The 25,023-nt window shown below is 69.5% G+C and carries 23 protein-coding genes and 2 pseudogenes; 16 read left to right on the top strand and 9 right to left on the bottom strand.

All coding sequences use genetic code 11. The features are described from left to right. The first annotated feature begins 612 nt into the window (after positions 1–612). Both EJC51_RS02070 and EJC51_RS02065 read left to right on the top strand, forming a co-directional pair. Complete coding sequence (locus EJC51_RS02070; RefSeq protein WP_126269412.1) at positions 613–1,656, top strand: NAD(P)/FAD-dependent oxidoreductase; 1,044 nt, start codon at positions 613–615, stop codon at positions 1,654–1,656. A 94-nt stretch (positions 1,657–1,750) separates the two neighbouring features. After that, entirely contained in the window at positions 1,751–3,382 is a 1,632-nt protein-coding gene (locus tag EJC51_RS02065; RefSeq protein WP_126269411.1) for an MFS transporter, read from the top strand. Between the two features lie 304 nt (positions 3,383–3,686). Here the strand turns inward: EJC51_RS02065 and EJC51_RS49120 are convergent, their stop codons facing one another. Continuing rightward, positions 3,687–3,821, bottom strand: coding sequence for a hypothetical protein (locus tag EJC51_RS49120; RefSeq protein WP_279631330.1), 135 nt, complete (start codon positions 3,819–3,821; stop codon positions 3,687–3,689). A gap of 680 nt (positions 3,822–4,501) precedes the next feature. Between EJC51_RS49120 and EJC51_RS02055 the strand changes: the two genes are divergently transcribed. After that, a complete protein-coding gene (locus EJC51_RS02055; protein WP_341870631.1) occupies positions 4,502–5,359 on the top strand; it encodes an ArsR/SmtB family transcription factor in 858 nt (285 codons plus the stop codon). Positions 5,360–5,716: 357 nt separating this feature from the next. Continuing rightward, a pseudogene (locus EJC51_RS49510) lies at positions 5,717–5,905 on the top strand (NF041680 family putative transposase); the annotation flags it as partial. Positions 5,906–6,023: 118 nt separating this feature from the next. On the opposite strand, the gene EJC51_RS48170 reads toward EJC51_RS49510, so the two are convergent. The 3 genes from EJC51_RS48170 to EJC51_RS02035 all read right to left on the bottom strand — a co-directional run bounded on the left by EJC51_RS48170 (position 6,024) and on the right by EJC51_RS02035 (position 10,423). Next, positions 6,024–8,195, bottom strand: a complete 2,172-nt coding sequence (locus tag EJC51_RS48170) for an FG-GAP-like repeat-containing protein (RefSeq protein WP_208870674.1) — start codon at positions 8,193–8,195, stop codon at positions 6,024–6,026. Position 8,196: 1 nt separating this feature from the next. After that, positions 8,197–8,571 (bottom strand): hypothetical protein, encoded by a 375-nt coding sequence (locus tag EJC51_RS02040; protein WP_126269410.1) that lies wholly within the window; start codon positions 8,569–8,571, stop codon positions 8,197–8,199. A gap of 1,120 nt (positions 8,572–9,691) precedes the next feature. After that, on the bottom strand, positions 9,692–10,423 hold the full coding sequence (locus EJC51_RS02035) for an SDR family NAD(P)-dependent oxidoreductase (protein ID WP_126269409.1): 732 nt from the start codon (positions 10,421–10,423) through the stop codon (positions 9,692–9,694). A 91-nt stretch (positions 10,424–10,514) separates the two neighbouring features. On the opposite strand from EJC51_RS02035, the gene EJC51_RS02030 reads away from it, so the two are divergent. Next, complete coding sequence (locus EJC51_RS02030; protein WP_126269408.1) at positions 10,515–10,940, top strand: MarR family winged helix-turn-helix transcriptional regulator; 426 nt, start codon at positions 10,515–10,517, stop codon at positions 10,938–10,940. Between the two features lie 36 nt (positions 10,941–10,976). On the opposite strand, the pseudogene EJC51_RS02025 reads toward EJC51_RS02030, so the two are convergent. The 4 genes and pseudogenes from EJC51_RS02025 to EJC51_RS02010 all read right to left on the bottom strand — a co-directional run. Continuing rightward, positions 10,977–11,297: pseudogene (locus tag EJC51_RS02025) on the bottom strand (alcohol dehydrogenase catalytic domain-containing protein); the annotation flags it as partial. A 32-nt stretch (positions 11,298–11,329) separates the two neighbouring features. Then, a complete protein-coding gene (locus EJC51_RS02020) occupies positions 11,330–12,916 on the bottom strand; it encodes a Na+/H+ antiporter (protein ID WP_126269407.1) in 1,587 nt (528 codons plus the stop codon). A gap of 34 nt (positions 12,917–12,950) precedes the next feature. After that, positions 12,951–13,322, bottom strand: a complete 372-nt coding sequence (locus EJC51_RS02015) for a DUF2255 family protein (protein WP_126269406.1) — start codon at positions 13,320–13,322, stop codon at positions 12,951–12,953. A gap of 88 nt (positions 13,323–13,410) precedes the next feature. Continuing rightward, entirely contained in the window at positions 13,411–14,427 is a 1,017-nt protein-coding gene (locus tag EJC51_RS02010; RefSeq protein ID WP_126269405.1) for a zinc-dependent alcohol dehydrogenase family protein, read from the bottom strand. Between the two features lie 236 nt (positions 14,428–14,663). Between EJC51_RS02010 and EJC51_RS02005 the strand changes: the two genes are divergently transcribed. The 8 genes from EJC51_RS02005 to EJC51_RS01970 all read left to right on the top strand — a co-directional run bounded on the left by EJC51_RS02005 (position 14,664) and on the right by EJC51_RS01970 (position 20,777). Continuing rightward, positions 14,664–14,954, top strand: coding sequence for a hypothetical protein (locus EJC51_RS02005; protein WP_126269404.1), 291 nt, complete (start codon positions 14,664–14,666; stop codon positions 14,952–14,954). A gap of 134 nt (positions 14,955–15,088) precedes the next feature. Continuing rightward, a complete protein-coding gene (locus EJC51_RS02000) occupies positions 15,089–15,688 on the top strand; it encodes a flavodoxin family protein (RefSeq protein ID WP_126269403.1) in 600 nt (199 codons plus the stop codon). Between the two features lie 45 nt (positions 15,689–15,733). Then, the gene (locus EJC51_RS01995) at positions 15,734–16,123 is read left to right on the top strand and encodes a nuclear transport factor 2 family protein (RefSeq protein WP_126269402.1); all 390 of its coding nucleotides are present in this window, start codon (positions 15,734–15,736) and stop codon (positions 16,121–16,123) included. Positions 16,124–16,152: 29 nt separating this feature from the next. Next, positions 16,153–16,854 (top strand): type 1 glutamine amidotransferase domain-containing protein, encoded by a 702-nt coding sequence (locus EJC51_RS01990; protein ID WP_126269401.1) that lies wholly within the window; start codon positions 16,153–16,155, stop codon positions 16,852–16,854. 44 nt (positions 16,855–16,898) lie between these two features. Continuing rightward, positions 16,899–17,237 carry a MoaF-related domain-containing protein gene (locus EJC51_RS01985; RefSeq protein ID WP_126269400.1) on the top strand — a complete coding sequence of 113 codons (339 nt, stop codon included), beginning with the start codon at positions 16,899–16,901 and terminating at the stop codon, positions 17,235–17,237. Positions 17,238–17,333: 96 nt separating this feature from the next. Continuing rightward, positions 17,334–18,203 (top strand): helix-turn-helix transcriptional regulator, encoded by an 870-nt coding sequence (locus EJC51_RS01980; protein ID WP_126269399.1) that lies wholly within the window; start codon positions 17,334–17,336, stop codon positions 18,201–18,203. Positions 18,204–18,427: 224 nt separating this feature from the next. Further along, entirely contained in the window at positions 18,428–19,864 is a 1,437-nt protein-coding gene (locus EJC51_RS01975; protein ID WP_126269398.1) for an MFS transporter, read from the top strand. 37 nt (positions 19,865–19,901) lie between these two features. Continuing rightward, positions 19,902–20,777 (top strand): hypothetical protein, encoded by an 876-nt coding sequence (locus EJC51_RS01970; RefSeq protein ID WP_126269397.1) that lies wholly within the window; start codon positions 19,902–19,904, stop codon positions 20,775–20,777. A gap of 694 nt (positions 20,778–21,471) precedes the next feature. Here the strand turns inward: EJC51_RS01970 and EJC51_RS01965 are convergent. Then, on the bottom strand, positions 21,472–22,353 hold the full coding sequence (locus EJC51_RS01965; RefSeq protein WP_126269396.1) for a helix-turn-helix domain-containing protein: 882 nt from the start codon (positions 22,351–22,353) through the stop codon (positions 21,472–21,474). 170 nt (positions 22,354–22,523) lie between these two features. On the opposite strand from EJC51_RS01965, the gene EJC51_RS01960 reads away from it, so the two are divergent. From EJC51_RS01960 to EJC51_RS01950, 3 genes are all read left to right on the top strand, one after another. Next, positions 22,524–23,540, top strand: a complete 1,017-nt coding sequence (locus tag EJC51_RS01960) for a zinc-dependent alcohol dehydrogenase family protein (RefSeq protein ID WP_126269395.1) — start codon at positions 22,524–22,526, stop codon at positions 23,538–23,540. Between the two features lie 70 nt (positions 23,541–23,610). After that, complete coding sequence (locus tag EJC51_RS01955) at positions 23,611–24,276, top strand: SDR family NAD(P)-dependent oxidoreductase (RefSeq protein ID WP_126269394.1); 666 nt, start codon at positions 23,611–23,613, stop codon at positions 24,274–24,276. A 17-nt stretch (positions 24,277–24,293) separates the two neighbouring features. Next, positions 24,294–24,836, top strand: a complete 543-nt coding sequence (locus tag EJC51_RS01950; protein WP_126269393.1) for a cyclophilin-like fold protein — start codon at positions 24,294–24,296, stop codon at positions 24,834–24,836. Positions 24,837–25,023 lie beyond the last annotated feature (187 nt).

Below are 25,023 nucleotides of genomic sequence, written 5' to 3'. Positions count from 1 at the left end.
CCACAACGACTTCTGCCTACCTCGACCTGCTTGGACATGGTCAGCACCGCCGCGGTATTTGGTCGAGTACTGGGCACGGTGCCACAGCACCAGCCGGACGGCTCGGGCCCTCAGATCGGGATCCACCTTCTCCGGCATGACATGCATCCTTCCAACTCGGTATTGCTGCTGGCCAAGCCCGCGATCACCTAGAAGCCCGAAAACGGCATTCCGGGCAACGTCGTGGTGAGCGAGGGTCCGACCCGCCGTTATTGACAACCCAGTACAGAACCGCGTATGTTTCTGACTGTTCAGTACACAACCGTCCTGGGCTCACCGGACAGGGTGCGTGTACGCCTGGCGCGATGGAGAGCAACCCATGCCTTTGCGCTCCTCCGCGCCGCCCAACCTTGCGACGCCTTCCAGGCCGGCAAGGCCCGGTCTGATCCTCGCGATCCCGGCGACGGCGAGTTTCGTCGCCGGACTGGATCTGTGCATCACGAACGTCGGGCTGTCCTCGGCGCGGGGCACTTCCTGCACCTCGAACAGCCCAAGACGGTCGCCGACCACGTCCTGGGCTTCCTGAACAGCTGCCCCCTCCAACCACCCAGAACTCGAAGGGCTGACCGAACCATGACTGACAGCGAAACGCAGGAGGCCACGGCTGTGGCGACTCCTCCGTACGCGAGCGACGCACTGGCGGAGGAAACCGTCGACGCGGTGGTGATCGGCGGGGGCGCCGCGGGGCTGAACGGTGCACTGATCCTCGCCCGCTCCCGCCGCTCGGTCGTCGTGATCGACAGCGGCTCCCCGCGCAACGCGCCCGCGGAGGCGGTGCACGGCTTCATCGTCTTCGACGGCACCCCGCCGTCCGAGATCCTTCGACGGGGCCGGGAGCAGGTGCGCCAGTACGGCGGACGCGTCGTGTTCGGCGAGGTGGTCTCGGCCGAGTCCGCCGCCCCGTCGGCGGACGGGGACCTGCGGTTCACCGTCACCCTGGCCGACGGCCGCCGCATCACCGCCCGCCGCGTCCTGGTGGCCACCGGCCTCACGGATGTCCTGCCGGAGGTGCCCGGGCTCGCCGAGCACTGGGGGCACAGTGTGGTGCACTGCCCCTACTGCCACGGCTGGGAGGTACGCGACGAGCCCATCGGCATCCTCGCCACCGGCGAGGCCTCCATCGGCCACGCGTATCTGTTTCGTCAGCTGACCGAGGACCTGACCTACTTCACTCAGGGCACCGACCTGGACGAGGACAGCCGCGCCCGCTTCGCCGCCCGCGGCATCCGCGTCATCGACACCCCGGTCACCGAGGTCGTCAACGACGAGGACGGTGCCCTCGCCGGGGTGCGCCTGGCCGACGGCCAGGTCGTGGCCCGCCGCGTCGTCGCGGTCGCCGCGCCGATGCAGGCCCGCACCCAGGGTCTGGAAGGTCTGGGCCTGCCGGTGCAGGACCTGCCGAAGGGCCGCGGTTTCGCCTCCGGCACGGCCGGCACCACCGAGGTGCCGGGTGTGTGGGTGGCCGGCAACGTCACCGATCTGGTCGCCCAGGTCGGCGCCTCCGCAGCGGCCGGGGCGCTGGCCGGCGCCGACATCAACAGGATGCTGGCCATCGCGGACACCGACGCGGCCCTCCAGGAGATCGCCGGGGGAAGCCCGCGAGAGGCCACAGGGTGATCTTGAAGCCCGGAGATCTCAGCCCGTCGCCCGCTCGCCTCACGGGCAATTACGTGATGCCGCTCGTCCGCCCCGTCCCTCTCAGGAGCTACTGATGCCCTTCCTTGCACATACCCCGGTGGAGAAGATGACCGGGCCTTACGCGCGGCGCTGGTGGGCGCTGCTCGTACTGTGCCTGAGCCTGCTGATCACGGTGATGGCGAACACGTCGCTGATCGTCGCCGCCCCCGACATGACCACCGACCTGGGCCTGAGCAGCAGTGATCTGCAGTGGGTCGTCGACTCCTACACCGTTCCGTACGCGGCGCTGATGCTGGTGCTGGGCGCGATCGGCGACAAGTACAGCCGGCGCGGCGCGCTGGTGCTGGGTCTGCTGATCTTCGCCGGTGGATCGGTGATGGGGAGCCTGGTCGACGAGACCGCGCTGGTCATCGTGGCCCGCGCGATCATGGGTATCGGTGCCGCGGTCGTGATGCCGGCCACGCTGTCCCTGGTGGTCGCGACCTTCCCCCGGAGCGAGCGGGCCAAGGCCATCACCGCCTGGGCCGCAACTTCCGGGGTGGCGGTAGCCGTCGGCCCGCTGGTCTCCGGCTGGCTGCTCGAGGACCACGCCTGGGGCTCGACCTTCCTGATCAACGTGCCGATCGCCGTGGCCGCCGTGTTCGGCGCGCTTGCCCTGGTACCGCCGTCCAAGGCGGAGGGCATGGGCCGGATCGACTACGTCGGTGGTCTGCTGTCGATCGTCACGGTCGGCTCCCTGATCTACGCCGCCATCGAGGGCCCGCACGCCGGCTGGGGTGTCGGCCCCGTCACCGCCGCCGTGGTCGCCGGTGTCGGTCTGGTCGCCTTCGTCGCCTGGGAGCTGCGGCACCCGCACCCGATGCTGGACGTCCGAAGGTTCGCGCTGCGGCCCTTCAGCGGCTCGATGCTCGCGGTGATGTTCTTCTTCTTCGGCATGTTCGCCGTGATCTACTACTCGACGCAGTTCTTGCAGTTCGTCCTCGGCTACGGCGCCCTGGACACGGGCGTGCGGCTGCTGCCGCTGGGCGGTGCGGTGTTCCTCGGGTCCGCGCTGACCGGGGTGCTCGCCCCGAAGCTGGGCGTGCGGGTGATGGCCGTGACCGGCCTGGCCATCGGCACGGCGGGCATGTTCCTGCTCACCCAGATCGACAAGGGGTCGACGTACCCGGACTTCCTGGCGCCGCTGATGATGCTGGGCCTCGCGCTCGGCCTGGCCATCTCCCCGGCGACCGACACGATCATGGGCTCCTTCCCCGAGTCGGAGCTGGGCGTGGGCGGCGGTGTCAACGACACCGCGCTGGAGCTGGGCGGGGCGCTGGGCATCGCGGTGCTGGGCTCGCTGCTGGGCACGGCCTACCGGGACGAGCTGACCGACCTGGTGGGCAACCGGCTCCCGGCGGAGGCGATGGAGACCGCCAAGGACTCGGTCGGCGCCGGCCTGGCCGTCGCGCAGCGGGTCGCGCAGGATCCCTCCGCCGGGCCCCAGCAGGCGCAGGCCGCCGTGGACGCCGTCCACCAGGCCTTCGCCCACGGAGTCGCCCAGACCAGCCTCATCGGCGGGATCATCATGGCCGCCGGAACACTGATCGTCCTCGCGGTCCTGCCGGGCCGGCGCGCCTTCGCGAAGCAGAGCGCCGAGCCGGGGGCCGGGACGACGGTGAGCGAGACGGCGACTGTGCGGGAGCACACCGGGTCCACCCGCTAGATCGCAGGCGGGGCGTCCACTGGATCCCCACTGGATCGCCCGCCTGGTCTGTGGCGAAAGTGGATCTCGTTCGTTGATGGTCATCTCAGCGGGCCCGGCTGGAGGCGTTGTTGCCGCAGGGCATCAAGCCGGGCCGTCGCAGGTGTGGACGCGGCGGGAGCTGATGGACGGCGTACGGTGGCGGACCCGGGCTGGTGCCTCGTGGCGGGACGTGCCCGAGCGGTATGGCTCGTCGTCGCGAGCGGGGTGGATTCATCCGTTCGCGCCTGGGATGCCGATACTGGCCGTTGCATACGGGTGCAGCTCAGTTGGCGAACGGGCCGTCGGCGTTGACCGGGTCCTGGTAGGCGCCCTGTTCGACGACTCGGCCTTGGTCCATGACAAGGATGTGGTCGGCGAGCCGGGCGTTCTCCAGTTGGTGGGTTACGACGCTCGTCATGCAGTGCGGGGCCAGGCGTCTGATCTGGGTGAACATCCCGTGCGCGCCGCTGGCGTCCGTCTGCGAGGTGGGTTCGTCGTTCGCGCAGCTGGGCGACGTCGAGGCCGAGGCGGTCGGTGAGCTCGGGGACGCGGGCCCGAGGGATGGTCGAGGCGAGGCGGACGCCGTCATCGTCCCGCACACACTCAAGTCACCGCGTCCGGCTCGGCGGGGGAGACCCGGCAGCCGAGACAGCGGGCCGGGGCTGACCTGGTGGCCACGACGGTCGCCGAGCTCACCAGCGACGCGTCCGAAGCGCGGGACCGCCGCGAGAGGGTGCGGGGATTCGACAGCGTCCGGGTCGCGATGTCGGCCTGGTGCGCTGCTTCGTCGCTGGAGGGCGGCGGGGGTGCTGGACACGACTGTCTGGCCGCCGCGCGATGAAGGATCCGCACTCATCCAGGGTCGACCGGCCGTGGCCTGATCGATCGTTGTGTGATTGCCGCGCAGGGCTGAGACTACTGTGGCCAGACGGTGACGCGACGACGGGGCGCTTGGTGAAACGCATTCACTTCACGGTGGAGGACTTGGCGCGGACTCGCGTGGCCACGACGATCGGCGTGGCGGCGGAGACGTTTGACAGTGTGAGGCTGTTGAAGGACCGCGACGCCAGTCTCACATTCCGTCGCTGGCGTGTGTCGGTGCATGGCCGACTGGGCGAACAGGCCGGCCCGCTGGCCGCGTTGATGCCCATGCGCGGTCCGCTGATCGACGCGATGAGCCTGATGGGTGACACGGCATCCGTCGACGAGGCGGTGGACAACTTGATGGCGGCTCCCCGCGCCCTGATGCGCCTCGAACTGGAGAACCTCGCCTTCCACCCCACCCACCGTTCCTGGGCCCGCAACCTGATGGACGGCGACCGGGAACCCCGCCTCCAAGTGGCCGCGGCACTCCGAGCCTGTCACAGCGTCACCGTCGCCCCCTACTGGAGCAGGGTGCGCTCCCATCTGAGCGAGGTCCGCGGCGCGTTTGCCAGCACGATGGCCGACGGCGGGGTCGAGCAGCTGCTCACCACACTCTGCGGCCCGTTGGTCCGCTGGCGCCCGCCTGTGCTCGAAGTGGCCCACCGGCACGACGAGGACATCCACCTGAACGGGAGAGGTCTCGTCATCGCGCCGACGATGTTCTCCACACCGCAGATTCAACTTCTGTCTCCGCCACTGGACCCGGCCCGGGCACCCACTCTGGCCGTCCCCAGCCTCAGTGAGACCTCGCTCGACACCGTGCTGTGGGAGGGCGCCGGCCAGTCCACCGCCCAGTCACTTGACGACTTGCTGGGGCGCACTCGGGCTGCCGTGCTGAGGACGGCCGTCGGCGGATGCAGCACCACGGAACTGGCCCGCCGTCTGAACATCTCACCGGCGACCGCAAGCCACCATACGACGGTGCTGCGCAACGCCCACCTGATCACCACCCGGCGGGAAGGCAAAGCAGTCCTCCACACCCTCACGTCACTGGGTATCGCCCTGCTGGAGCAGAGGTACCCGTTCGTCTGACAGGGCGGTTGTGCCGAAGCCGGGGGAGTGACCCGTGGCCGACAGCCTTGAGACGACAGCTGTGACGACGCTGGTTGCTGGGAATGGATGGTGAGGCCGGTGTGCGTGAGGAAGGACCACGGGAGTTGTTCGCTGGAGCAGACTCGCGGGACGCCGCGTTCGGCTGCGTCAGCGGCATCGACGAGGTGGTCGCCGACGAGGTTGGCCAGCTCGCGGGTCTTGATGACCGACCCCAGCAGCTCGACGGGGTTGAGTTCGGGCGCGTAGGCCGGCGGCCGCTCAAGCGTCAGCCAGTCCTGCTCGGCCCCACCGACGACGTCGCCGAGGTCGCCGCCATCCAGCTGTGCCTCGTCGTGCCGTCCATGGGAGAAGCCCGCCGATCCCGGCTGGCTCACCCCCCGGTCCGGCGGGGGTTTCGGAACCTCCGCCCGCACGTGGCCTGCCCAGCCCGTGCACCGAAACCCTTCCACCCTCGGCACATGCCGCCCGCTCGGTTCCGAGGCAGACGCCTGGTCCACTCGGCGGACGGCCCGGCTTCCTGCCTCGGGGCATCGACGGCTCCAGGCAGGCCCACTGCGCATCCAGCGACCACTTCGAGGAGACCCGCTGCGGTCGCTGGGGCCGACGGCTTCCGCCGGCCCCAGCTGACCCGCGCCTCCTGTGCTCAGGTGCGGTTGACCCACACGCCGGCGTCGCCGAAGCCCAGGACATCGGCCTTGCCGTCGCCGGTGATGTTGGCGACGAACCGAGGATGCTTCTCGACGCGCCAGCCCCCGGCGTCGTAGCCGAAGTTCGCGATCACCCGTCCGGGTGGGTCGAAGAGCCCTGCGCCGAGGGACCGGGACACCCAGACGCCGGCGTCACCGAAGCCGACGACGTCCGCGCGGCCGTCCCCGGTGGTGTCGGCGAGGAACCGCGGGTGCTTCTCCACCCGCCAACCTCCGGCGTTGTAGGCGAAGTTGGCGATCGGCATCGCCATCGGCTGGAAGGTACCGTCGCCGTTGGAGAGCGCCACCCACACACCGGCGTCACCGAACCCCACGACATCCGCCCGGCCGTCACCGGTCACGTCCGCGAGGAACCGCGGGTGTTTCTCGACGCGCCAGCCGCCGGCGTTGTAGCCGAAGTTGTTGATGGCCAGCGTCATCGGCTGGAAGGTGCCGTCGCCGTTGGACAGGGCGACCCATACGCCGGCGTCACCGAACCCGACGATGTCCGCGCGGCCGTCCCCGGTGGTGTCGGCGAGGAACCGCGGGTGTTTCTCGACGCGCCAGCCGCCGGCGTTGTAGCCGAAGTTGTTGATGGCCAGCGTCATCGGCTGGAAGGTGCCGTCGCCGTTGGACAGGGCGACCCATACGCCGGCGTCACCGAACCCGACGATGTCCGCGCGGCCGTCCCCGGTGATGTCGGCGAGGAACCGTGGATGCTTCTCCACCCGCCAACCGCCGGCGTTGTAGCCGAAGTTGGCGATCGGCATCGTCATCGCTCCGAACGTGCCGTCACCGTTGGACAGAGCGACCCATACGCCGGCGTCACCGAAGCCCACGATGTCCGCGCGTCCCTCGCCCGTCACGTCCGCGAGGAACCGCGGATGCTTCTCGACGCGCCAGCCCCCGGCCTCGTAGCCGAAGTTGTCGATGACCCGGCGCGGGGTCTCGAAGCGGCCGTCGGAGTGGCCCGGGGACACATACACGCCCGCGTCGCCGAAGCCGACGATGTCCAGCCGTCCGTCGGCGGTGATGTCCCCGAGGAGCCGGGGATGCTTCTCGACGCGCCAACCTCCGGCGGAATAGCCGTAGTTGCGGACGAGGAGCTGAGGGGACCAGCCGAGGTGGCCTGGTGTGAACTCGCACACCGCGAAGGTGTTGAGCTTCATGAGGCAGGCGACGCCGCCGTCGCCCGCGCAGTTCTCGCAGTTGCCGTTGACCAGGCCGTACCGTCCCCAGGAGCCGCCGCAGTCGCACTTGCTGTTGGCGTACTCGTCGGGGCAGCCGAAGATGTGCCCGGTCTCGTGGGCGAAGACGCGGTCGATGTTGTCGGGGCCCCAGCCGTCGTTGGCGTACTGCATGACCACGCGCGGACCGCCGATGCTCGCGTACGCGAAGTGCGAGAGCGGGTACTTGGTGAAGAAGCCGCAGTAGGTCCAGCGGGTGCCGAACCGGGTGCGCAGGTCTTCGACGTAGGTGCCCACTCCGGCCCAGTCGGCGCTGTAGCCCATCGCCGCCATCGCAGGGTTGCGCCAAAGGGCTTCCAGGTCGGGGGCGTTGGGGTCGGCGGCGACCGTGACGGCCACGTTCTGGATGTCGTAGGCGAAGCTGATGCCGGCGATGGGGTTGGTCGTCGGGTAGAAGCTGAGCCCGTTCTGCACCTCGGCGACGACCTTGAGGATCTCGTCGTTGGAGAACTGCAGGTCGGAGGTGGGGCCCTGCACGATGACGATGCCGACCGCGACAGTGCCCTCCAGGTAGGAGCTGGTCGGTGCCGCGGCGGTGGCGGAAGCGGTGGGCGGCCCGGGCTGGGGCACGACCTCCGTGCAATCGGGCATGTCCCATGGCTCCGCGTCCCGCAGACGCCGGGCCTTGGCCGTGCGGTACGCGGTGGACTCGCGTAACCGCAGGGCGGCCAGGCCGAGTCGCTCCACTTCGGTGAGGCCGTCCGTGTCGCCGGGTTCGGGTCCCGGCGCCGCTGCGGCCGGTCCGCCGGGCACGGCGACGACGCTGACCCTGCCGTACCGGTGCAGGGTCTGTCCCACGCCGGGCCAGGTCGGTGCGGCGCCCCGCTGGGCGGCGTCCGCTCCGAGTACAGCGCGTTCGGTGATGTCGAAGTCTCCTGCCATCTCACACTCCGTTCGGGTTATGGTCGGGCGGCTGGAATTCCGGGTCGCCCCAGTTCCGTCCGTCGCCCGGCCTTGATGACTTGTTGCGCGGGCCCGTCTTCCAGGCCTCGACGAACAGGCGGGCGGTTTCGTCGAGTTGGTGGAGGAGGGTGTCGTCGCCGCTGCTCGTGATCTCTCCTTGGGGGGAGCGCGCGAGGGCGAGGCGGCCGTGCGCGGACAGCTCGGGGAGGTGTGTCGCGTCGGCGCGGAAGACGGTGATCGACGGTGGCAGCCGGGCGACGACGGGCCAGCGGGCCTCGTCCTTCACCTCACTCTTGGCGTCGCCCTCGCACGGGTCGGAGCCGATGCTCACGACGAGGATCTCCGCACTCTCCATGACCGCCCCCTGTCTTCTGTGCTCTTCGCGCCCCTCTCCCGCCTTCAGGGGGTGGGCGCGAGCTCGGTGTAGACGGCGCAGTGGTCGCTCCACCTGCTGGGCAGGTCGCCGCACAGCCCCGGTCCTCCGGTGGGCAGGAAGCTTGTGTGCGTGCCGGCCGCCGTGAAGCGTGCCGGGAGGAAGGCTGTTCGCCGACGAGGATCTCGACGACGTCGTCGGACGCCGGTGGCGCGGGCGGGAAGGCGGCGATTTCGTACTTGGCGAAGGTGCCCGTGGCGACCTGCTGTCGACCGAGTTGCCCGATGAACGATGTCCGAATGGTGCGCCATGGCGGCCCCCCGGCTGCCTGAGCGTCACTGGGCGCGGTACGCCCCGCTCAGGCTGGAGACTCAACTCTCGGACCGTGCCAGTGTCAATACGACATCGAACTGAAAGCCCGAGTCAGAGGGATGATTCCGCTTTTGCCGGCCCGCGTGCCAACCAAGCGGCCCGTCACTTCTGGGTGTTGTGGTGCAGCCCGTGCAGGAACACGTCGAGCAACCCCGGCGAGCGACGTTGACGAGCGGCTGAAGCGAGGCGATCGCCGCGCGACTGGTCACCGGTCACGCGGACTGGGAGATCTGAAATCAGCGTTCGCGTAGGGATGCGGCGAGGTCGGGCAGGCCGCAGTCCGCCGCGATCAGCGCCACCGGGTTGCAGACCACGCACGGCTCCCTTTGGACCGCGACGGTGACGTCGTCGTGCCTGGGCCCTGGTCCCCGTCCACTGCGACGCCGCGGGCTGGCCCGGCCGTTACTCGACCTCCTCGCCCACCGCGGCCCGCTGATCGTGGCGCGGTTCACCGCTCCGTGACCTGCAACTCCGCGTCCGTGCCGAACCGCAGTCGCCCGAGGGGACCGTCAACATCGAGCGCCCCGGGGACTGCCACCGGCCGAGGGTGCCCCCGCACCCGCCAGCCGACTGCTTTTCAGAACTATCTCGACCAGCGCGAGATCCTTCGTTCGAAGTCCTGGCGGCCCCCGGGCAGTAGACTGCGCCGACACCAGGATCGCCGCATTCAGCAGCGCACCCTCGACATGCCCAGTGACTTGACGATCTGTAGGGGTCTCAGAGTCAAGCTTTAGATCATGCCTCCGGCGGCGTTGATGGTCTGGCCGGTGATCCAGCGGGCGGCGTCGGAGGCAAGGAAAGCGACGATGTCGGCGATGTCGGCTGGTTCGCCCAGGCGGCCCAGCGGTGTGCGGGCCCTGGCGTCGTCGATGACGTGCGGGGGCACGGTGGCGAGGACGTCGGTACGGGTCAGGCCGGGCAGGACGCTGTTGACCGTGACCGATCTGGAGCCCACCTCCCAGGCCAGCGTACGGGCGAGCTGGTCACCGGCGGCCTTGCTGGCGGCGAGCAGGGCCATGCCGGGCAGCGGCGACACGGTCAGTGCGGAAGAGATCAAGATGATCCGGCCGTGGTCGCTGATGCGCTGCGCGGCCTCGCGCAGCGCCACGAACGTGGCCCGCACGTTGGCGTGCAGGTACTGGTCGAAGTCATCATCGGTGGCGTGGGCCAGCGGCCCGGCGGTGGCCGTGCTCGCGTTGTTCACCCACACATCCACATGGCCGTACTGGCTCTCGGCCTGGTCGAACAGCTCCTTGACCGCCTCGGGGCGGGTGATGTCGGTATGGACCGCGGTGGCCTGCCCGCCCGCGTCCTTGATCAGAGCCACGGCCCGCGCGGCCGTTACCTGGTCGCGGGAGCCGATGACGACGCGCATCCCCTCCGCGGCGAACCGGTCGCTGATCGCCTGCCCGATGCCGCGTGATCCGCCGGTGATGACCGCGACCCGATCCTCGGTACGCATGACCCCTCCAATTGGTCGACAATATGGATAGTCGAGAGTGTCGACTGTTTTGGTGGAGGGTGTCAACTGTCTAGGTAGTAGACTGCCTGCCATGGCTGCCGCATCCGATGACGAACTCGTCGAGACGTTGATCGGCGTCTTCATGGAGATCGACGGCCTGTTCAGCACAGCGAGCCGCCAGCTAGGACTGACCCCCCAGCAAGCGCAGCTGCTCTGTTTCGCCCAGCATCTCCAGCCCTCCTTCAGCGAGCTGGCGACCCTGCTGCACTGCGACAAGACCAACATCACCGGACTGGTCGACCGGCTCCAGCGACGCGACCTGATCACCCGCCAACCCGACGCCCAGGACCGCCGGATCACCCGCGTCCACCTCACCCCCCAGGGCGAAGCCCTCACCGGTCAGTTCCAACAGGCCATCAACACCACCCTGGCCACCCGCTTCAGCTCCTGGCCTCCCGCTCAACGCGACAGCCTCGTCGACCTGCTCCGATCCGCCACCACGGCGCTCCGCCCCTGAACCCAGCAGCCGCCTCCGCCCGCGGACCGCCGACTCGGCGGGTACGACCACGTGCTCGGCGCACGCTCCCTGCGTTCCGGAGACGACCACGACGGCCATGACGCGGTCGCCGACAGCGAGATCGCTGTCGACCCCCGCGCCGATCTGCTCGACCACGGCCGCCGCGTCCATACCCGGTCCCGGTACGTAGGGCGGCTCGGCGTCGGAGACGAAGGCGAATCCGCGGCGCACCAGCGCATCGACGGGGTTGACCGTCGCCGCGTCCACCCGTATCCGTATCCCGCCCGGCCCGGCCTCGGGTGCCGGAAGGTCCAGGACCCGCAGTACCTCGGGTCCGCCGAACGCAGTCAGTCCCATCGCCCTCATGGAAAGTCCTCCTCAGGGATGGGTCATTCGACCGCCGCGCCCCCGGACAGGCGGACCTCTTCGCTGTCGAGAGCGGCCTGGAGGCGGCGCAGCACGGTGTCGTCGATCCGGCGCTCGTCGCGGAGTCTGACGACGGTGGAGCGCTTGTGGGCGATGAGGGCCAGGCGCAGCGCGAGGTAGTCCTGGTGCTGGAGCACGGCGGGGTCGTCGTGGGCGCCCGAGCTCCTGGCCCGGATGGATGCCAGGTGGGCCTCGTACTCCTGCCGGAGCCACTCGGCGATCTTCGGATCGCTCCGCAGTTCGGTGACGAGCCGGGGCATCGCCTTGATCGCCTCTTCGGTGGCGGTGGTCTCGGCGAGGTCGTGTTCTTCGTCGACCGAGGTGTCGGGCGGCAGTTTCGCCCACCGCACCGCCACCGGCAGCAGCAGTCCCTGCACCACGAGCGTCACGAGGATCACGCCGGAGGTGACGAAGACGATGAAGCTGCGGTCGGGGAACGCCTCGCCCGAGTCGAGGGTCTGTGGCACCGAGAGCACCATCGCGAGTGAGACCGCGCCCCGGAATCCGGCCAGCCCGCTGACCACCCGGGTGCGGTGACCGACACGGAGCGATCGTTGTCGGGGGCTGCGATCGAGTGCGCGGACCAGGTAGGTGGAGGCGTACAGGAAGGCGAAGCGCACGGCGACCAGCACCACGCAGATGACACCGACCGCGATCAGCGCGTCCCGGAGATCGGCGCGGCCCAGGTCGCGGACCGCGTACTGCAGTTCCACCCCGACCAGGACGAACAGCGCCCCGTTCATGAGGAACGTGGCCAGCGGCCAGAACGCCAGTGCCTGCGTGCGGTGTTCGGCCTGGATGATGCGCGGGGCGACCTGCGACATGATCAGGCCGCTGACGACCACCGCGAGCACACCGGACGCCTCGATCAGTTCGGCGAGCAGATATGCCGTGAACGGTGCCAGGATCATGACGAGGTTGCCGAGCAGGGGGTCCTTCAGCCGCCGCCGCAGGTTCATGTTGACCCAGGCGACCGCGAACCCCACGGCCGCTCCACCGCCGTACGCGAGCAGGAACAGCCCACCGACGTGCGGGACGCTGAGATGCTCCTCGCCGACCGTGATGCCGACGGCGAGGCCGTAGACGACCAGGGCCGTACCGTCGTTGACCAGGCTTTCCGCCCGCAGGATGGTGACCTGACGGCGTGGCAGGGCGCGGGCGAGGACTCCGACGGCCGTCGCGTCCGTGGGCGCCATGGCCGCGCCGAGCACCCACGCGGGCCCCCACGGCAGGCCGAGGGCATGGCCCGCCGCCGCGACGGCCCAGGCGGTGAGGATGACAAGTACGGTGCTCAGTTGCAGGATGCCGCGCAGGTTGGTGCGGATCTCCCGCAGGGAGGTGGTCAGGCTCTCCCAGTACAGCAGCACCGGAAGGAAGAGCAACAGCACAACTTCCGGGGGCAGTTGGGCCTCCCTTGCCGCCGGGATGAATCCCAGGAGCACGCCCGTCAGGAGCAGGACGACGGGCGGGGCGATGCTCAGACGCCGGCCCACGACGTTGCCCACGAGAACGGCCGCACCCAGGACCACGACGAGTTCGAGACCGAGCAAGGTACTTCTCCTGAAGGGGTGAGATTGCCGCTGTTCAGCGAGGTGCGAGCTTCAGGGTCGTATCGCGCGAGGCCACCATCGGATCGATGTAACGCGCGCCGTAGCGGCCGTACTTGGTGCGGTAGGCGGCGTCGATGCGGTCGTTGACGCCGGCGTCGGTGACCTTGATGAGGGTGACGTCCTTGTCGACGCCGCCGCAGCGGATACGCCCCTCGTGGCTGGCGCGGGCCGCGCGGTACCAGGCGCCGGCGCTGCCGCGGAAGGAGCGGACGTAGAGGTCGTCGCCGTCGCGGACGACCCAGATCGGCACGGGTGTGCGCGGCGTACCGTCGCTGCGCGCGGGGGCCAACTGAAGTTCCTCGGCGTGCTCGATCCGGGTCAGTTCGTCGTTGGTCCAGGTCGTCATGGGTTTGCCTCCTTCACGACCGTGCGGCGGGGGCGTCCTCGTGGGCGGGAGCGCGGCCGGCGCAGTTCACGCCCACGAGGCGATCGGGTCAGGGTTTGAGGAGGGCCTTGATGGCGCGGCGTTCGTCCATCGCCTTGTAGCCCTCGGCGACCTGCTCCAGCGGCAGGGTGAGGTCGAAGACCTTGCCCGGGTTGATCCGGCCGGAAAGGACCCGGTCGATCAGGTCGGGCAGGTAGCGGCGCACGGGGGCGGGGCCGCCACGCAGGCCGACCTGGGAGAAGAACAGCTCCTGGCCGTCGAGCGTGACCTCGTGCGGGACGCCGACGAAGCCGACGTTGCCGCCGGGCCGGGCGGAGTGCAGGGCCTGCCGCATGGACTCCGGGGTGCCGACGCACTCCAGGACGGAGTCGGCGCCGATGCCGCCGGTGAGGTCCTTGATGCGGGCGATGCCATCGGCGCCGCGCTCGCTGACGATGTCGGTGGCGCCGAATTCCAGGGCGAGCTTCTGCCGGGACTCGTGCCGGGACATGGCGATGATCTGCTCCGCGCCGAGTTCCTTGGCGGCGATGACACCGCACAGGCCGACCGCTCCGTCACCGACTACGACGGCCGTCGAGCCCGGCCTGACCTCGGCGGCGAGGGCCGCGTACCAGCCGGTGCCCATGACGTCGGACACGGCCAGCAGGCTGGGCACCAAGTCACCGGAGGGGTGCTCGTCGGTGGCGACCAGGGTGCCGTGGGCGTTGGGGATGCGTACGTACTCGGCCTGGCAGGTGCCCATGAACTCGCGGTTCAGACAGGAGGACTGCCAGCCCTTCTGGCAGTTGGCGCAGGTGTTGTCCGACGTGGCGAAGGAACCGACCACGAACTGGCCGGGCTTGACGCCCGCGACCTCGCTGCCGACTTCCTCGACGATTCCGACGTATTCGTGCCCCATCGGGTGCGGATCACCGACCGGTTCCAGGCCGCGGTAGGGCCAAAGGTCCGAGCCGCAGACGCAGGTGGCGACGGTGCGGATGATCGCGTCCGTCGGCTTGAGGATCTTGGGCTCGGGGGCGTCCTCCACCCGGATGTCACCGGGGGCGTGGATCACGGTTGCGCGCATGGCTCTTCTCCTGATGCGTTTCTCGGGCTGCGGTGTCACTCGGACGTGACGGATTCGTCGGCGATAGTGAAAGTGGCGTACAGAAGCGCCGACGGCCTGTGAAAAACATTTATCGGCCTTTCACTCTGTCACCGCCCGCAGGACCCGTACAGAGGAGAATTCCACCCCCGGAGAGATGTATCCAGGGACAAAACCGTCCTACCCAGCCGAGTGGCGGACAGCGCGGACTGGCCAGTATGAACAGCAGCGTGCACCGAAAGGAGCTGAGTCAATTCCTGACCGACCGGCGCCGTCGCGTGGCCGGACTGCGCCGGGACGAGGTGGCCGTACTGGCCGAGCTCATCCGGGTAGCGAGGGTGTTCGACCACCCGATCGCCGGCGAACTCTCCCTCGCCTGGGACGCCCTCACCTGTATGGCCGACCCGGATCAGCAGCTGATCGTCTGGAGCGCCGAACCCGACCCGCGTGCGTACGAGGGCCTGTGTTTTCTTTCCTCCTGGGCGGCGGCCACTGCCGCTAATTCTTGAAATCGACAGGTGATGGTCGACGTAAGCCACGGATGACAAAGCCAGGGAGTAATCCTTCCTACCTTCGCTGTCGAATTCCGTGCCATGCTTCCAGAGCGCGATTCACACAATCTTTTTCGAGGAGTAATACCCCCATGCCCGCCACCTCCCGTCCCACTGTCGCCGTCGCTTTCCATTCCGGCTACGGCCACACTGCCGTCATAGCCGAGGCCGTGGCGCGCGGCGCTGCGGAAGCCGGTGCCGAGGTGATCTCCATCCCCGTGGACACGATCACCGACGAGCAGTGGGTGCAGCTGGACGCCGCCGACGCCATCATCTTCGGCGCCCCCACCTACATGGGCACCGCCTCCGCCGCCTTCCACACCTTCGCCGAGGCCAGCAGCAAGCGCTGGTACACCCAGACCTGGGCCGACAAGATCGCCGCCGGCTTCACCAACTCCGGTGCCAAGAACGGCGACAAGTCCTCGACCCTGGGCTACTTCTTCACCATGGCCGCCCAGCACGGCATGCACTGGGTCAGCCTCGGTGTCCAGCCGGGCTGGGCCTCCACCGAGGGCAGCGAGGACGACATCAACCGTCTGGGTTATTTCGTCGGTGCGGGCGCACAGACTCCGGTCGATGCGGGCCCGGAGGCGGTCCACAAGTCCGACATCGCCACCGCCGAGGGCCTCGGCGCCCGCGTCGCGCAGCAGACCGCCTTCTTCCGCGCCGGCCGCGACGCCCTCGCCATCTGAACTTCAAGAACTCACCCACAGCCTGACCCGCAAAGGAGCAGCGCCATGTCCGATTCCCCGAACCTCGCTCTCGTCCGGCGGCTGTACGACTCCGGCATGGCCCCGGACGTGATCGCCGAGATCATCGACCCCGACATCGTCTGGGACATCACCCCTGGCTTCCCCTACGGCGGGGTCTACAAGACCTGGGCCAGCGCCGGGGCGGACTTCTTTGGCCGGCTCGCGCCGCGCTTCACCTCCTTCGGTGCGGTGGCCGAGGAGTTCTACGACGCCGGTGAGCACGTCTTCGTCCGTGGCCACTACCACGCCGTGTCCAAGTCCGGCGAGGAGTCGGACGCCCGCTTCATCCACCTGTGGACGGTTGGCGGAGGCAAGCTCACGCACCTGATCCAGGCGGCCGACAGCCACGTCGTCCAGCAGGCCGCCGGCAACTGACCGTCCGTACTCACTCCCGGGAGCACCCCATGGCGAAGGTTCTCTTCCTCATCACCGCCGCCGATCACTGGACCCTGGCCGACGGGTTCGAGCAGCCGGCCGGTTTCTGGGCCGAGGAGGCCGTCGGTCCGTACGGCGTCTTCAAGAAGGCCGGCTACGAGATCGCCGCGGCCACCCCGGGCGGCATCCCGCCGACCGCCGACGCGCTCAGCCTCACCCCGGACTTCAACGGTGGCGAGGAGGGCGCCGAGCGGATGAAGACGGCCCTGCACGAGGCCACCGAACTGGCGAATCCCGTCCGCATCGAGGACGTCGACATCGTCGACTACGACGCCGTGTTCGTTCCTGGCGGCTGGGGTCCGATGGAGGACCTGTCCAACGACCCCGCGGCCGGCCGGCTGCTCAGCGACTGGCTCGCCTCCGGCAAGCTCGTGACGCTGGTCTGCCACGGCCCCGCCGCGCTGCTGTCCACCGTGGATGCCGACGGCAAATCCCCGTTCGCCGGCTATCGCCTGACCGGTCTGTCCAACTCCGAGGAAATCCAGAACGGCCTCGCCGACCGGGCGAAGTGGCTGCTTGAGGACCGTCTGGTCGCGGACGTCGGTGCGGACTACCGCAAGGGCGAGGAGAACTTCGCCCCCTACATCGAGGTGGACCGCACCCTCATCACCGGTCAGAACCCCGCCTCGGCCGTCCCGCTCGCCCACGAAGTCGTGAAGACCCTCGGCTGACCCCCGCACCATCGCCCACAGGCTCGAAGAAAGAGGTAATACCGATGGACAGCAACGCCACCCTTCCCAGTGTGGGGCAGACCTGGCAGGCGGATCTCGGCCCGGACACCCCCCTCGGCCACTTCACGGTGGACATCACCTTCGACTCGCCGACCCAGGTCAGCTTCGAGGTGACGGGCGGCGCCCTCAAGGGCCGCAAGCAGACGATGGAGTACACCACCACCCAGCTCCGAGACGGCCTTTTCGTCGTGCGCTGGACCGAGCCCAACTCCGGTGACCACGTCACCCACATCGAGGACTACACCGAGGGCACCTGCATGGCCAGCTCGGTCATCGGTGGCGAGTTCGTCCAGCTCCACGGAAAGTGGACCCGCGTCCGCTGATCCCGCGGGGCAGCAGAGCGTCCTCTCAACGCTGAGGACTTCCAGGGACAAATCTGTCCCCCTGACAACATTGTTCTCCGGTGTCAGGGTGTTGGCATGAACCGCGATCCTCACCGTCATGATCTGGGGGAGTTCCTCAAGGCGCGCCGTGCCGAGCTCGACCCTGCCGCCGTCGGTCTGCCCGACGGCGGCTCGCGTCGTGTCGCGGGCCTGCGCCGTGAGGAGGTCGCCGTGCTGGCGGCCATCAGCACCGACTACTACGCCCGCCTCGAACAGGGCCGTATCCAGCCGTCGCCGTCCGTGCTGGAGTCCCTGGCCCGGGTGCTGCACCTGGACGACGACCAGCGCGTCTACCTCTACGAGCTCGCGGCCAAGGAAGAGTTCCGCCCGCCGCGCCGGCAGCCGCGCCTGAAGGCGCAGCCGCAGTTGCAGCGCATGCTCGACGACATGGCGCACACCCCCGCGTTCGTGATCGGTCCGCGCACCGAGATCGTCGCCTGGAACGCCATGGGCGCCGCCCTGATCACCGACTTCGGGAAGATCCCCGAGAAGCAGCGCTACTACATCAGGCTGCTCATCACCGACCCCAGGATGCGCGAGCTGTACGCGGACTGGGAGGGCGTCACGCGGCTGGCCATCGCCCAGATGCGGATGCACAACACCAACAACCCCGGTGACCGGCAGCTGGCCGCCCTGGTGGGTGAACTCTCGGTCGGGGACGAGCAGTTCCGCCAGTGGTGGGGCTCCCACCACGTCGCCGTCCGGGACACCGGGACCAAGCACCTGCGCCACCCCGTCGTGGGGGACCTGCACCTCGACTGGAACGCCGTCACCTGGGCCGCCGACCCCGACCTCCAGATCATCGTCTGGACCGCCGAAGCCGGCACACCCACCCATGACAGCCTGCGCCTGCTGGCTTCCTGGGCAGCCGACCCCAGTCACTCGACCAGCGACAGCTCCGCCTGAGCGTCGCCCGGGTATTCCCTTCAAAGGGGGGAGCTTTTCCTCCTATGCGCCCCGCGCCTAGGAAGAAGCTCTCCCCTTTTTTCATGTACGGCTCTCCTGGCACGCTCGTCATGAGGCCCACCGCGCAGTGCGTTCCGCCCCGGTCCGGCCCTCTTCCCACCGGTTCCTCAGCGCCGAGGCATCCGACCTGCCTGCTCGTCCGCCAGGAAAGAGTGCACCTCCCCATGTCCATGACCCAGTCCCGCCCCGGGACGCTGCCGCTCGCTGAGACCGCTCCGCAGCCGCGCTGGACCGCCCGCCTCTGGGCGGTCCTCGCCGTGCTGTGCCTCGTGCTGTTCCTCGACGGCCTCGACGTCTCCATGGTCGGCGTCGCCCTGCCCTCCATCGGCCATGACCTCGGTATGGCCACCGGCTCACTGCAGTGGATCATCAACGGCTACGTACTCGGCTACGGCGGACTGATGCTGCTCGGTGGGCGCACCGCCGACCTGCTCGGACGGCGCCGGGTCTTCCTCGTCGCGCTGGCTGTCTTCGCCGCCGCATCGCTGCTCGGCGGCCTGGTCGACAGCGGCTCGCTGCTGATCGCCACCCGCTTCGTCAAGGGCGTGGCCGCCGCGTTCACCGCGCCCGCCGGCCTGTCGATCCTCACCACGACGTTCCCGGAGGGCCCGCAGCGCAACCGGGCCCTGTCGGTCTTCAGCCTCTTCGGTGCCTTGGGCTACTCCTCCGGCCTGATCCTCGGCGGTCTGCTCACCGGGATCGGCTGGCGCTGGACCTTCCTGATGCCGGTCCCGCTCGCCCTGCTCGCGCTGGTCGTCGGCCTCATCCTGATCCCGCGCGACCGCCGCAGCGAGACCGGCGGCCAGGACCCGGCCGGAGCGGTCACTCTCACCGCCGGCATGCTGCTCGCCGTCTACGCCGTGGTCACCGCCCCCACCACCGGTTGGACCTCCGCGGCCACCCTTGCCGCCTTCGGAATCGCCGCCCTGCTGCTGATCACCTTCGTCCTGGTCGAGCGGCGCGTCCGCCACCCCCTGGTCCGCTTCGGCATCCTGCGCAAGGCCACCACGGTCCGGGCCAACCTCAGCATCGTCGCGCTGATGGGTTCCTACCTCAGCTTCCAGTTCATGATGACGCTGTTCCTGCAGGACGGCCTCGGCTGGTCGCCCCTGCGCATGGCGTTCGCGCTGCTGCCGGTCGGCCTGATCGTCGCCGTCGGCTCGCCCCTGACCGGCCGGCTCGTGAACCGCTTCGGCACGGCTCCGCTGATCATTGCCTCGATGACCTCGCTGACCCTCGGCTACGTCTGGTTCCTGGCCACGGCCGGTTCCTCACCCGACTACGTCACTGCCATGCTCCCGTCCCTGATCCTCCTCGGCGGTGGCTTCGCGTTCGGCTACAGCGCGATCATGGCCCAGGCCACCGAGGGCATCGACGACTCCGAACAGGGCCTCGCCTCCGGGCTGGTGCAGACCTCCGGCCAGGTCGGTGCCGCCCTCGTCCTGGCCGTACTCACCGCGGTGATCGCCGGGGCAGGCGACAGCGGCGCGGACTTCACCGTCTTCCGCCCCGGCCTGAACCTGGTCACCGGCGTTGCGGTGATCGGGCTCCTGCTGAACCTCGTCCCGGTGCTGCGACTGCGGCGCAGCTCCGCGGCGTGACGAGCGAAGTCCTCCTCCCCAACGCCGCGATGTCCCCATGTCGACGCCCGCACTGACCCGTTCCGCTCCCACGCTCGTCCCTCAGCGGCAGCCGGTTGTTCCGGACCAGCTGCCGCCGGTCCCACGGCCACGCCACTCCTGGGCCCTCAGCGTGCTGTGGTGGGTCGCCTGTCTGATCTGCGGCGGCCTGGGCGGTGTGGTCCTCGCCGCCGTGGGAACATCGCGCGGTCGCGTGCCGTCCCGGCGGCGGGTGGCGGTGGTCCTCACCGGGACGGTGCTGCAACTGCTGTGCGCGGTTTCCTTCACGGTGGCCGGTGCCACCGGCGAGTTCCGCGCCTGCCCGGCGCCCTCCGCCCAGGCCTCCGGCGGCGGGAACGGCGACGAGAAGGCCGTAGGGGACGCCGGAGTGTGGGGAGCCGCGCGCGCGATGGTCAACGCGCCGGTGTCCGGGGCGGCCCTGCTCTACGGCAGGGGCCAGGGTGGTGAGGTGTACCAGTGCGACAACGGGACGACCGCCGTGGTCATGGACGACGGCGTCGTCCGTGCCGGCACCATGTTCGGCACGGTCTTCCTCACCGACCAGCGCATGGAGACCGAAACGCCGCGCACACACCGTCTGGTGGAGCACGAGGCCCGGCATGCCGACCAGTGGGCCGGCTTCTCACTCACCGCCGGGCCCGCCGCGTTCCCCGCGCTCTACGCCCTCGACGAGGCGTTCTTCCCCGGCGCGTTCAACCACTTCGAGCGGCAGGCGGGTCTTGAGGAGGGCGGCTACGAGATTCCGTCGGACTGCCCGTCCATCGCGGGCCAACTGGCCCTTGCCTCCCTCGGACTCCTCGCTGGCGCCGTCCTGATCGTCCGGCACCGGTACCGTCGGCCGCCGGTTTCCGATCGCTCCGGGACGCCTCGATGACGGTCAGGGTTCTGGTCCGGGTGCTCATGATCGCCTTGTCGATGACGTCCGGAACGACCGCTGCTTCACCCCACCTCACGGGCGGTGCGCCCTCGCCCAGAGGCGTGCGCTCGACCCCGCGGTAGAAGGCTGGCCAGGCGTGGGACCTGGAGCAGCTCGGCCTGTTCGAAGGGACGCGGAAACATGGCGTCGATCTCCATCGGTCGGCCGGCCTGCAGGTCCAGCGCGATGGTCTGGAGGTGCGGCGTGCCGTCTCCGCGGGGAGGGCGAGCTCCCGACGGAGCATGGGCACCGGGCTGGGGGAGGTACGGCCTCGGTCGTCGGCGAGATGGATCGGACGGGCTGTCCAGTCCCTTTCGCGGAGGCGGGCGGCCTCCACCGGGGAGGGGCCGCTCCACGCCGCCCACCCGCTGCGCAGTGGCGAGGCCGACCGGGGGTGATCGGTCACCAGGTCGGACGCGATCTCTCCACTGGATGCCGCGTAGCCGAACGACAGGTCCGTCGGCACCTGGATCTCCGGCTGCCGATGGTCGATGCCGCCCGATACGGCGTTGGCCGATCGGTCTTGACCTCGTTGCCCATGCACGGCCGAGGAGACGGCAGTGTCCGTCGCCACGGAGATCGTCGCACCCCGCCAACCAGGGCACAGGCCTGCCTCTGTCCCAGCCACAGGCACGTCCGGCGGCCGGCGCGGTCAGCCGAGCGGGGAGGAGGCCGGCAGGTGGTGGTCGGTGGCCCAGGACGCGAGGATGCGCAGTCGCTCGTGGGTGGGGGAGCCGGGGGCGGCGGTCCAGACGGTCAGGTGCTGGTCGGGGTCCGTGTTGGCGGTGAGGGTGTCCCAGTCCAGGACGAGTTCGCCGACGACGGGATGGTTGAGGGTCTTCGTGCCCACGGTGCGGGCGGAGACATGATGATCGCCCCACCAGCGGGCGAACTGCTTGTCCCGCAGGGACAGTTCACCGACCAGCTCGATGAGCCGGGGGTCCTCCGGATACTTCGCGGCCTCCATGCGCAGCTGGGCCACGGAGATCCGCGCGGAGGCCTCCCAGTCGGCGTACAGGGTGCGCATCGCCGGGTCGGTGAACTGGATCCGGGGATAGTTGCGGTGCTTCTCCGGGATGCGGGAGAAATCGGTGACCAGGGCGGCGGCCAGCGCGTTCCAGGCGAGGATGTCGCCGCGTCGGCCCTGCACGACGGCGGGGGTGGCGGTGAGGTCGTCCAGGACCCGCTGCAGTTGCGGCTGGACCTTCTGTCTGCTGCGCCGCCTCGTGCGGGTGCTGGTTTTGCCGGCGAGCTGGAAGAGGTAGCCGCGCTCGTCGTCGTCCAGGTGCAGTACGCGGGCGAGGGCGTCCAGCACGGGCGCGGATGCCTGCATGCGGCCCTGTTCGAGGCGCGTGTAGTAGTCGGTGCTGATACTGGCGAGCTGAGCGACCTCCTCGCGGCGCAGCCCGTCGACCCGGCGGGGCCTGTCGGTCTCGGGCAGTCCGACTGTGCGCGGGCTCAGCTTCGAGCGGCGCTTCTTGAGGAATTCTCCCAGCTCATTGAGGGGGACGTTGGCGGTCATGCGTCCCAGCATGGCACTGGTCGCACCTGGGGAAGGGGGGAGAATTTACTCCCAGGATGTTTTCCTCCCGGGATGGATTTCTCCGCTTTTCGTGCTTGTCCTCGCGTGTGAGGCTCGAGATCGAGCAGCCGATCGCGATCACCGGCTGCGGCTCACCGACCTCGCACCGAAGGAAGCACCCCATGCGCGGAGCAGTCATCTACGCCCCCGGAGACGTGCGCTTCGAGAACCTCGACGACCCGAAGATCATCAAGCCGACCGATGCCGTGATCCGTACGGTCGCCACCTGCGTGTGCGGCTCGGACCTGTGGCCCTACCGCGGCGCGGAACCTGTCGACGAACCCCACCCGATGGGGCACGAGTACGTGGGTATCGTCGAGGAGGTGGGCAGCGAGGTCGCGGGCGTCAGGCCGGGCCAGTTCGTGGTCGGCTCGTTCGCCACGTCGGACAACACTTGCGCCAACTGCCTGAACGGCTGGCAGTCCAACTGTCTGAACCGCGAGTTCATGGGCACCTGCCAGGCCGAGTACGTACGCATCCCCAACGCGCACGGCACCCTGGTCGCCACGGACGAGCACCCGGACGGCGAGATGGTGCCCGGCCTGCTCGCCGTCTCCGATGTGATGGGCACCGGTTGGTACGCCGCCCTCGCCGCTGAAGTGAAGCCCGGTTCCACGGCCGTGGTCGTGGGTGACGGAGCGGTCGGCCTGTGCGGTGTCATCGCCGCCAAGGAGCTCGGCGCGGAACGGATCATCGCCATGAGCCGCCATGAATCCCGGCAGAAGCTCGCCCTCGAATTCGGTGCCACCGACATCGTGACCGAACGCGGCGAGGAAGGCATCGTCGGCGTGAAGGAGCTGACGAACGGCATCGGCGCCGACTCCGTCCTGGAGTGCGTCGGCACCCCGGAGTCCATGCGGCAGGCCCTGCACTCCGCCCGGCCCGGCGGCAACGTCGGCTTCGTCGGCGTCCCGCACGAGGTCGCGCTCGACGGCCAGGAGCTGTTCTTCTCCCAGGTCGGCCTGCGCGGCGGCCCCGCCCCCGTGCGCCGCTACCTGCCCGACCTGATCGACCGGGTCCTTTCCGGCCGGATCAACCCGGGCAAGGTCTTCGACCTCACTCTGCCGCTGGAGCAGGTCGCCGAGGGCTACAAGGCGATGGACGAGCGCCGCGCCATCAAGGCCCTCCTCAAGCCCTGACCGCAACGGGGCGCGGTCCCGGGTGCCGGTGCGGCCCCGGACCGCAGCCCCCGCTCACACAAGGACCGCCATGACGACCTTCGCCCTCGTCGGCGCCGGAGTCGGCCTCGGGTTCGCCGCAGCCCGCCGCTTCGGAGCCGCCGGCCACACCGTCGCCCTCATCTCCCGCGATGCGGAGAAGCTGGACGGCCTGACCGCTCACCTCTCCCGTGACGACATCCAGGCCCGCGGCTTCACTGCCGACGTCCTCGACACCGAGTCGCTGACCACGGCGCTGTACGTGGCCGCCGAGGCCCTGGGGCCCATCGAGATCCTGCAGTACAGTCCCGTGCCCCGCGCGGACTTCATGAAGCCGGTCCTCGACACGGGCGCTGACGACCTCGACGCGCCGCTCGCCTTCTCCGTCAAGGGCCCCGCCACTGCCGTGAACGCCGTCCTGCCCGGCATGCGCGAACTCGGCCGCGGCACCCTGCTGTTCGTCAACGGCTCCAGCGCCGTACGCCCCAACCCGAACGTCGCCGGCACCTCCGTCGCCTTCGCCGCCGAAAGCGCCTACGCAGCCATGCTGCACGACGCCCTCGCTCCGGAGAACATCCACGCCGCCCAGCTGATCATCCCCGGAGCCATCCGGCCCGACGCCGAGCACAGCAGCCCCGACGTCCTGGCCCAGCGCCTGTACGACATCCATCAGGAACGGGACGGCTTCCGCCACTACTCCGAGCCCCTGCCCGACTGACTCCCAGGACGAGACCCATGAACTCGGCCGCCTTCCGTACCTTCGCCCGCGCCGCCACGGCCACCGCCGTCCTCCTGACCGTGGCGGCCTGCACCGACACCTCGCCAGGCTCGCCCTCCGCGACTGTCCCCGCCGGGCAGCAGACACCGACGGCCCAGGCACCCACCGCACCCTCCAGCAGGAACACCGCACCGTCCGACAGGAACATCGTCATGGACATCCGGGTCACCCTCGACGGACGCCCCGTCGACGCCACCTTGAACGACAGCCCTGCCGCCCGTGACTTCGCGGGGCTGCTCCCGCTCAGCCTGGACCTGGAGGACTTCCACCAGACAGAGCGGGTCGCCTACCTGCCGCGCAGGCTGACCACCTCCGGCGCCCCCGAACCGGCGGCGCCCAAGGCCGGCGACCTGGCCTACTACGCGCCGTGGGGCAACCTGGCTCTCTTCTACCGCGACGGCCCCTCCGCCTCCGCCGACCTGCTCATCCTCGGACACATCGACGCCGATACCGACCGGCTTGCCGGGGCCGACCGCATCACCATCGAAGCCGCGCCCTGACCGCGCCCGACCGCCCGCCCCGCAGGGGACGCCTTCACGAGAAGGGGGAGAAGAACCTCCCCTTTTCGATCAGTTCGCTCCATGGAACCGTGAAAGACGTGGCCGCGCCGTCCGCAGTCCGTCGTGACGGCCTCAGCCGTCACCATGATCCCCAGATTTCCGCCCAAGGAGAGACCACACGTATGCC

The organism is Streptomyces aquilus, assembly GCF_003955715.1.
Classification (GTDB): Bacteria; Actinomycetota; Actinomycetes; order Streptomycetales; family Streptomycetaceae; genus Streptomyces; species Streptomyces aquilus.
Note: the sequence above shows the minus strand (reverse complement) of the source record. Positions and strands in the feature narration are given on the sequence as shown.

Bases quoted from the DNA above. Each gene is read 5' to 3' on its own strand.
- EJC51_RS02070 (WP_126269412.1), top strand. From the start codon at position 613: ATGACTGACAGCGAAACGCAGGAGGCCACGGCTGTGGCGACTCCTCCG.
- EJC51_RS02065 (WP_126269411.1), top strand. From the start codon at position 1,751: ATGCCCTTCCTTGCACATACCCCGGTGGAGAAGATGACCGGGCCTTAC.
- EJC51_RS49120 (WP_279631330.1), bottom strand. From the start codon at position 3,821: ATGACGAGCGTCGTAACCCACCAACTGGAGAACGCCCGGCTCGCCGAC.
- EJC51_RS48170 (WP_208870674.1), bottom strand. From the start codon at position 8,195: ATGGCAGGAGACTTCGACATCACCGAACGCGCTGTACTCGGAGCGGAC.
- EJC51_RS02040 (WP_126269410.1), bottom strand. From the start codon at position 8,571: ATGGAGAGTGCGGAGATCCTCGTCGTGAGCATCGGCTCCGACCCGTGC.
- EJC51_RS02035 (WP_126269409.1), bottom strand. From the start codon at position 10,423: ATGCGTACCGAGGATCGGGTCGCGGTCATCACCGGCGGATCACGCGGC.
- EJC51_RS02030 (WP_126269408.1), top strand. From the start codon at position 10,515: ATGGCTGCCGCATCCGATGACGAACTCGTCGAGACGTTGATCGGCGTC.
- EJC51_RS02015 (WP_126269406.1), bottom strand. From the start codon at position 13,322: ATGACGACCTGGACCAACGACGAACTGACCCGGATCGAGCACGCCGAG.
- EJC51_RS02010 (WP_126269405.1), bottom strand. From the start codon at position 14,427: ATGCGCGCAACCGTGATCCACGCCCCCGGTGACATCCGGGTGGAGGAC.
- EJC51_RS02005 (WP_126269404.1), top strand. From the start codon at position 14,664: ATGAACAGCAGCGTGCACCGAAAGGAGCTGAGTCAATTCCTGACCGAC.
- EJC51_RS02000 (WP_126269403.1), top strand. From the start codon at position 15,089: ATGCCCGCCACCTCCCGTCCCACTGTCGCCGTCGCTTTCCATTCCGGC.
- EJC51_RS01995 (WP_126269402.1), top strand. From the start codon at position 15,734: ATGTCCGATTCCCCGAACCTCGCTCTCGTCCGGCGGCTGTACGACTCC.
- EJC51_RS01990 (WP_126269401.1), top strand. From the start codon at position 16,153: ATGGCGAAGGTTCTCTTCCTCATCACCGCCGCCGATCACTGGACCCTG.
- EJC51_RS01985 (WP_126269400.1), top strand. From the start codon at position 16,899: ATGGACAGCAACGCCACCCTTCCCAGTGTGGGGCAGACCTGGCAGGCG.
- EJC51_RS01980 (WP_126269399.1), top strand. From the start codon at position 17,334: ATGAACCGCGATCCTCACCGTCATGATCTGGGGGAGTTCCTCAAGGCG.
- EJC51_RS01975 (WP_126269398.1), top strand. From the start codon at position 18,428: ATGTCCATGACCCAGTCCCGCCCCGGGACGCTGCCGCTCGCTGAGACC.
- EJC51_RS01970 (WP_126269397.1), top strand. From the start codon at position 19,902: ATGTCGACGCCCGCACTGACCCGTTCCGCTCCCACGCTCGTCCCTCAG.
- EJC51_RS01965 (WP_126269396.1), bottom strand. From the start codon at position 22,353: ATGCTGGGACGCATGACCGCCAACGTCCCCCTCAATGAGCTGGGAGAA.
- EJC51_RS01960 (WP_126269395.1), top strand. From the start codon at position 22,524: ATGCGCGGAGCAGTCATCTACGCCCCCGGAGACGTGCGCTTCGAGAAC.
- EJC51_RS01955 (WP_126269394.1), top strand. From the start codon at position 23,611: ATGACGACCTTCGCCCTCGTCGGCGCCGGAGTCGGCCTCGGGTTCGCC.
- EJC51_RS01950 (WP_126269393.1), top strand. From the start codon at position 24,294: ATGAACTCGGCCGCCTTCCGTACCTTCGCCCGCGCCGCCACGGCCACC.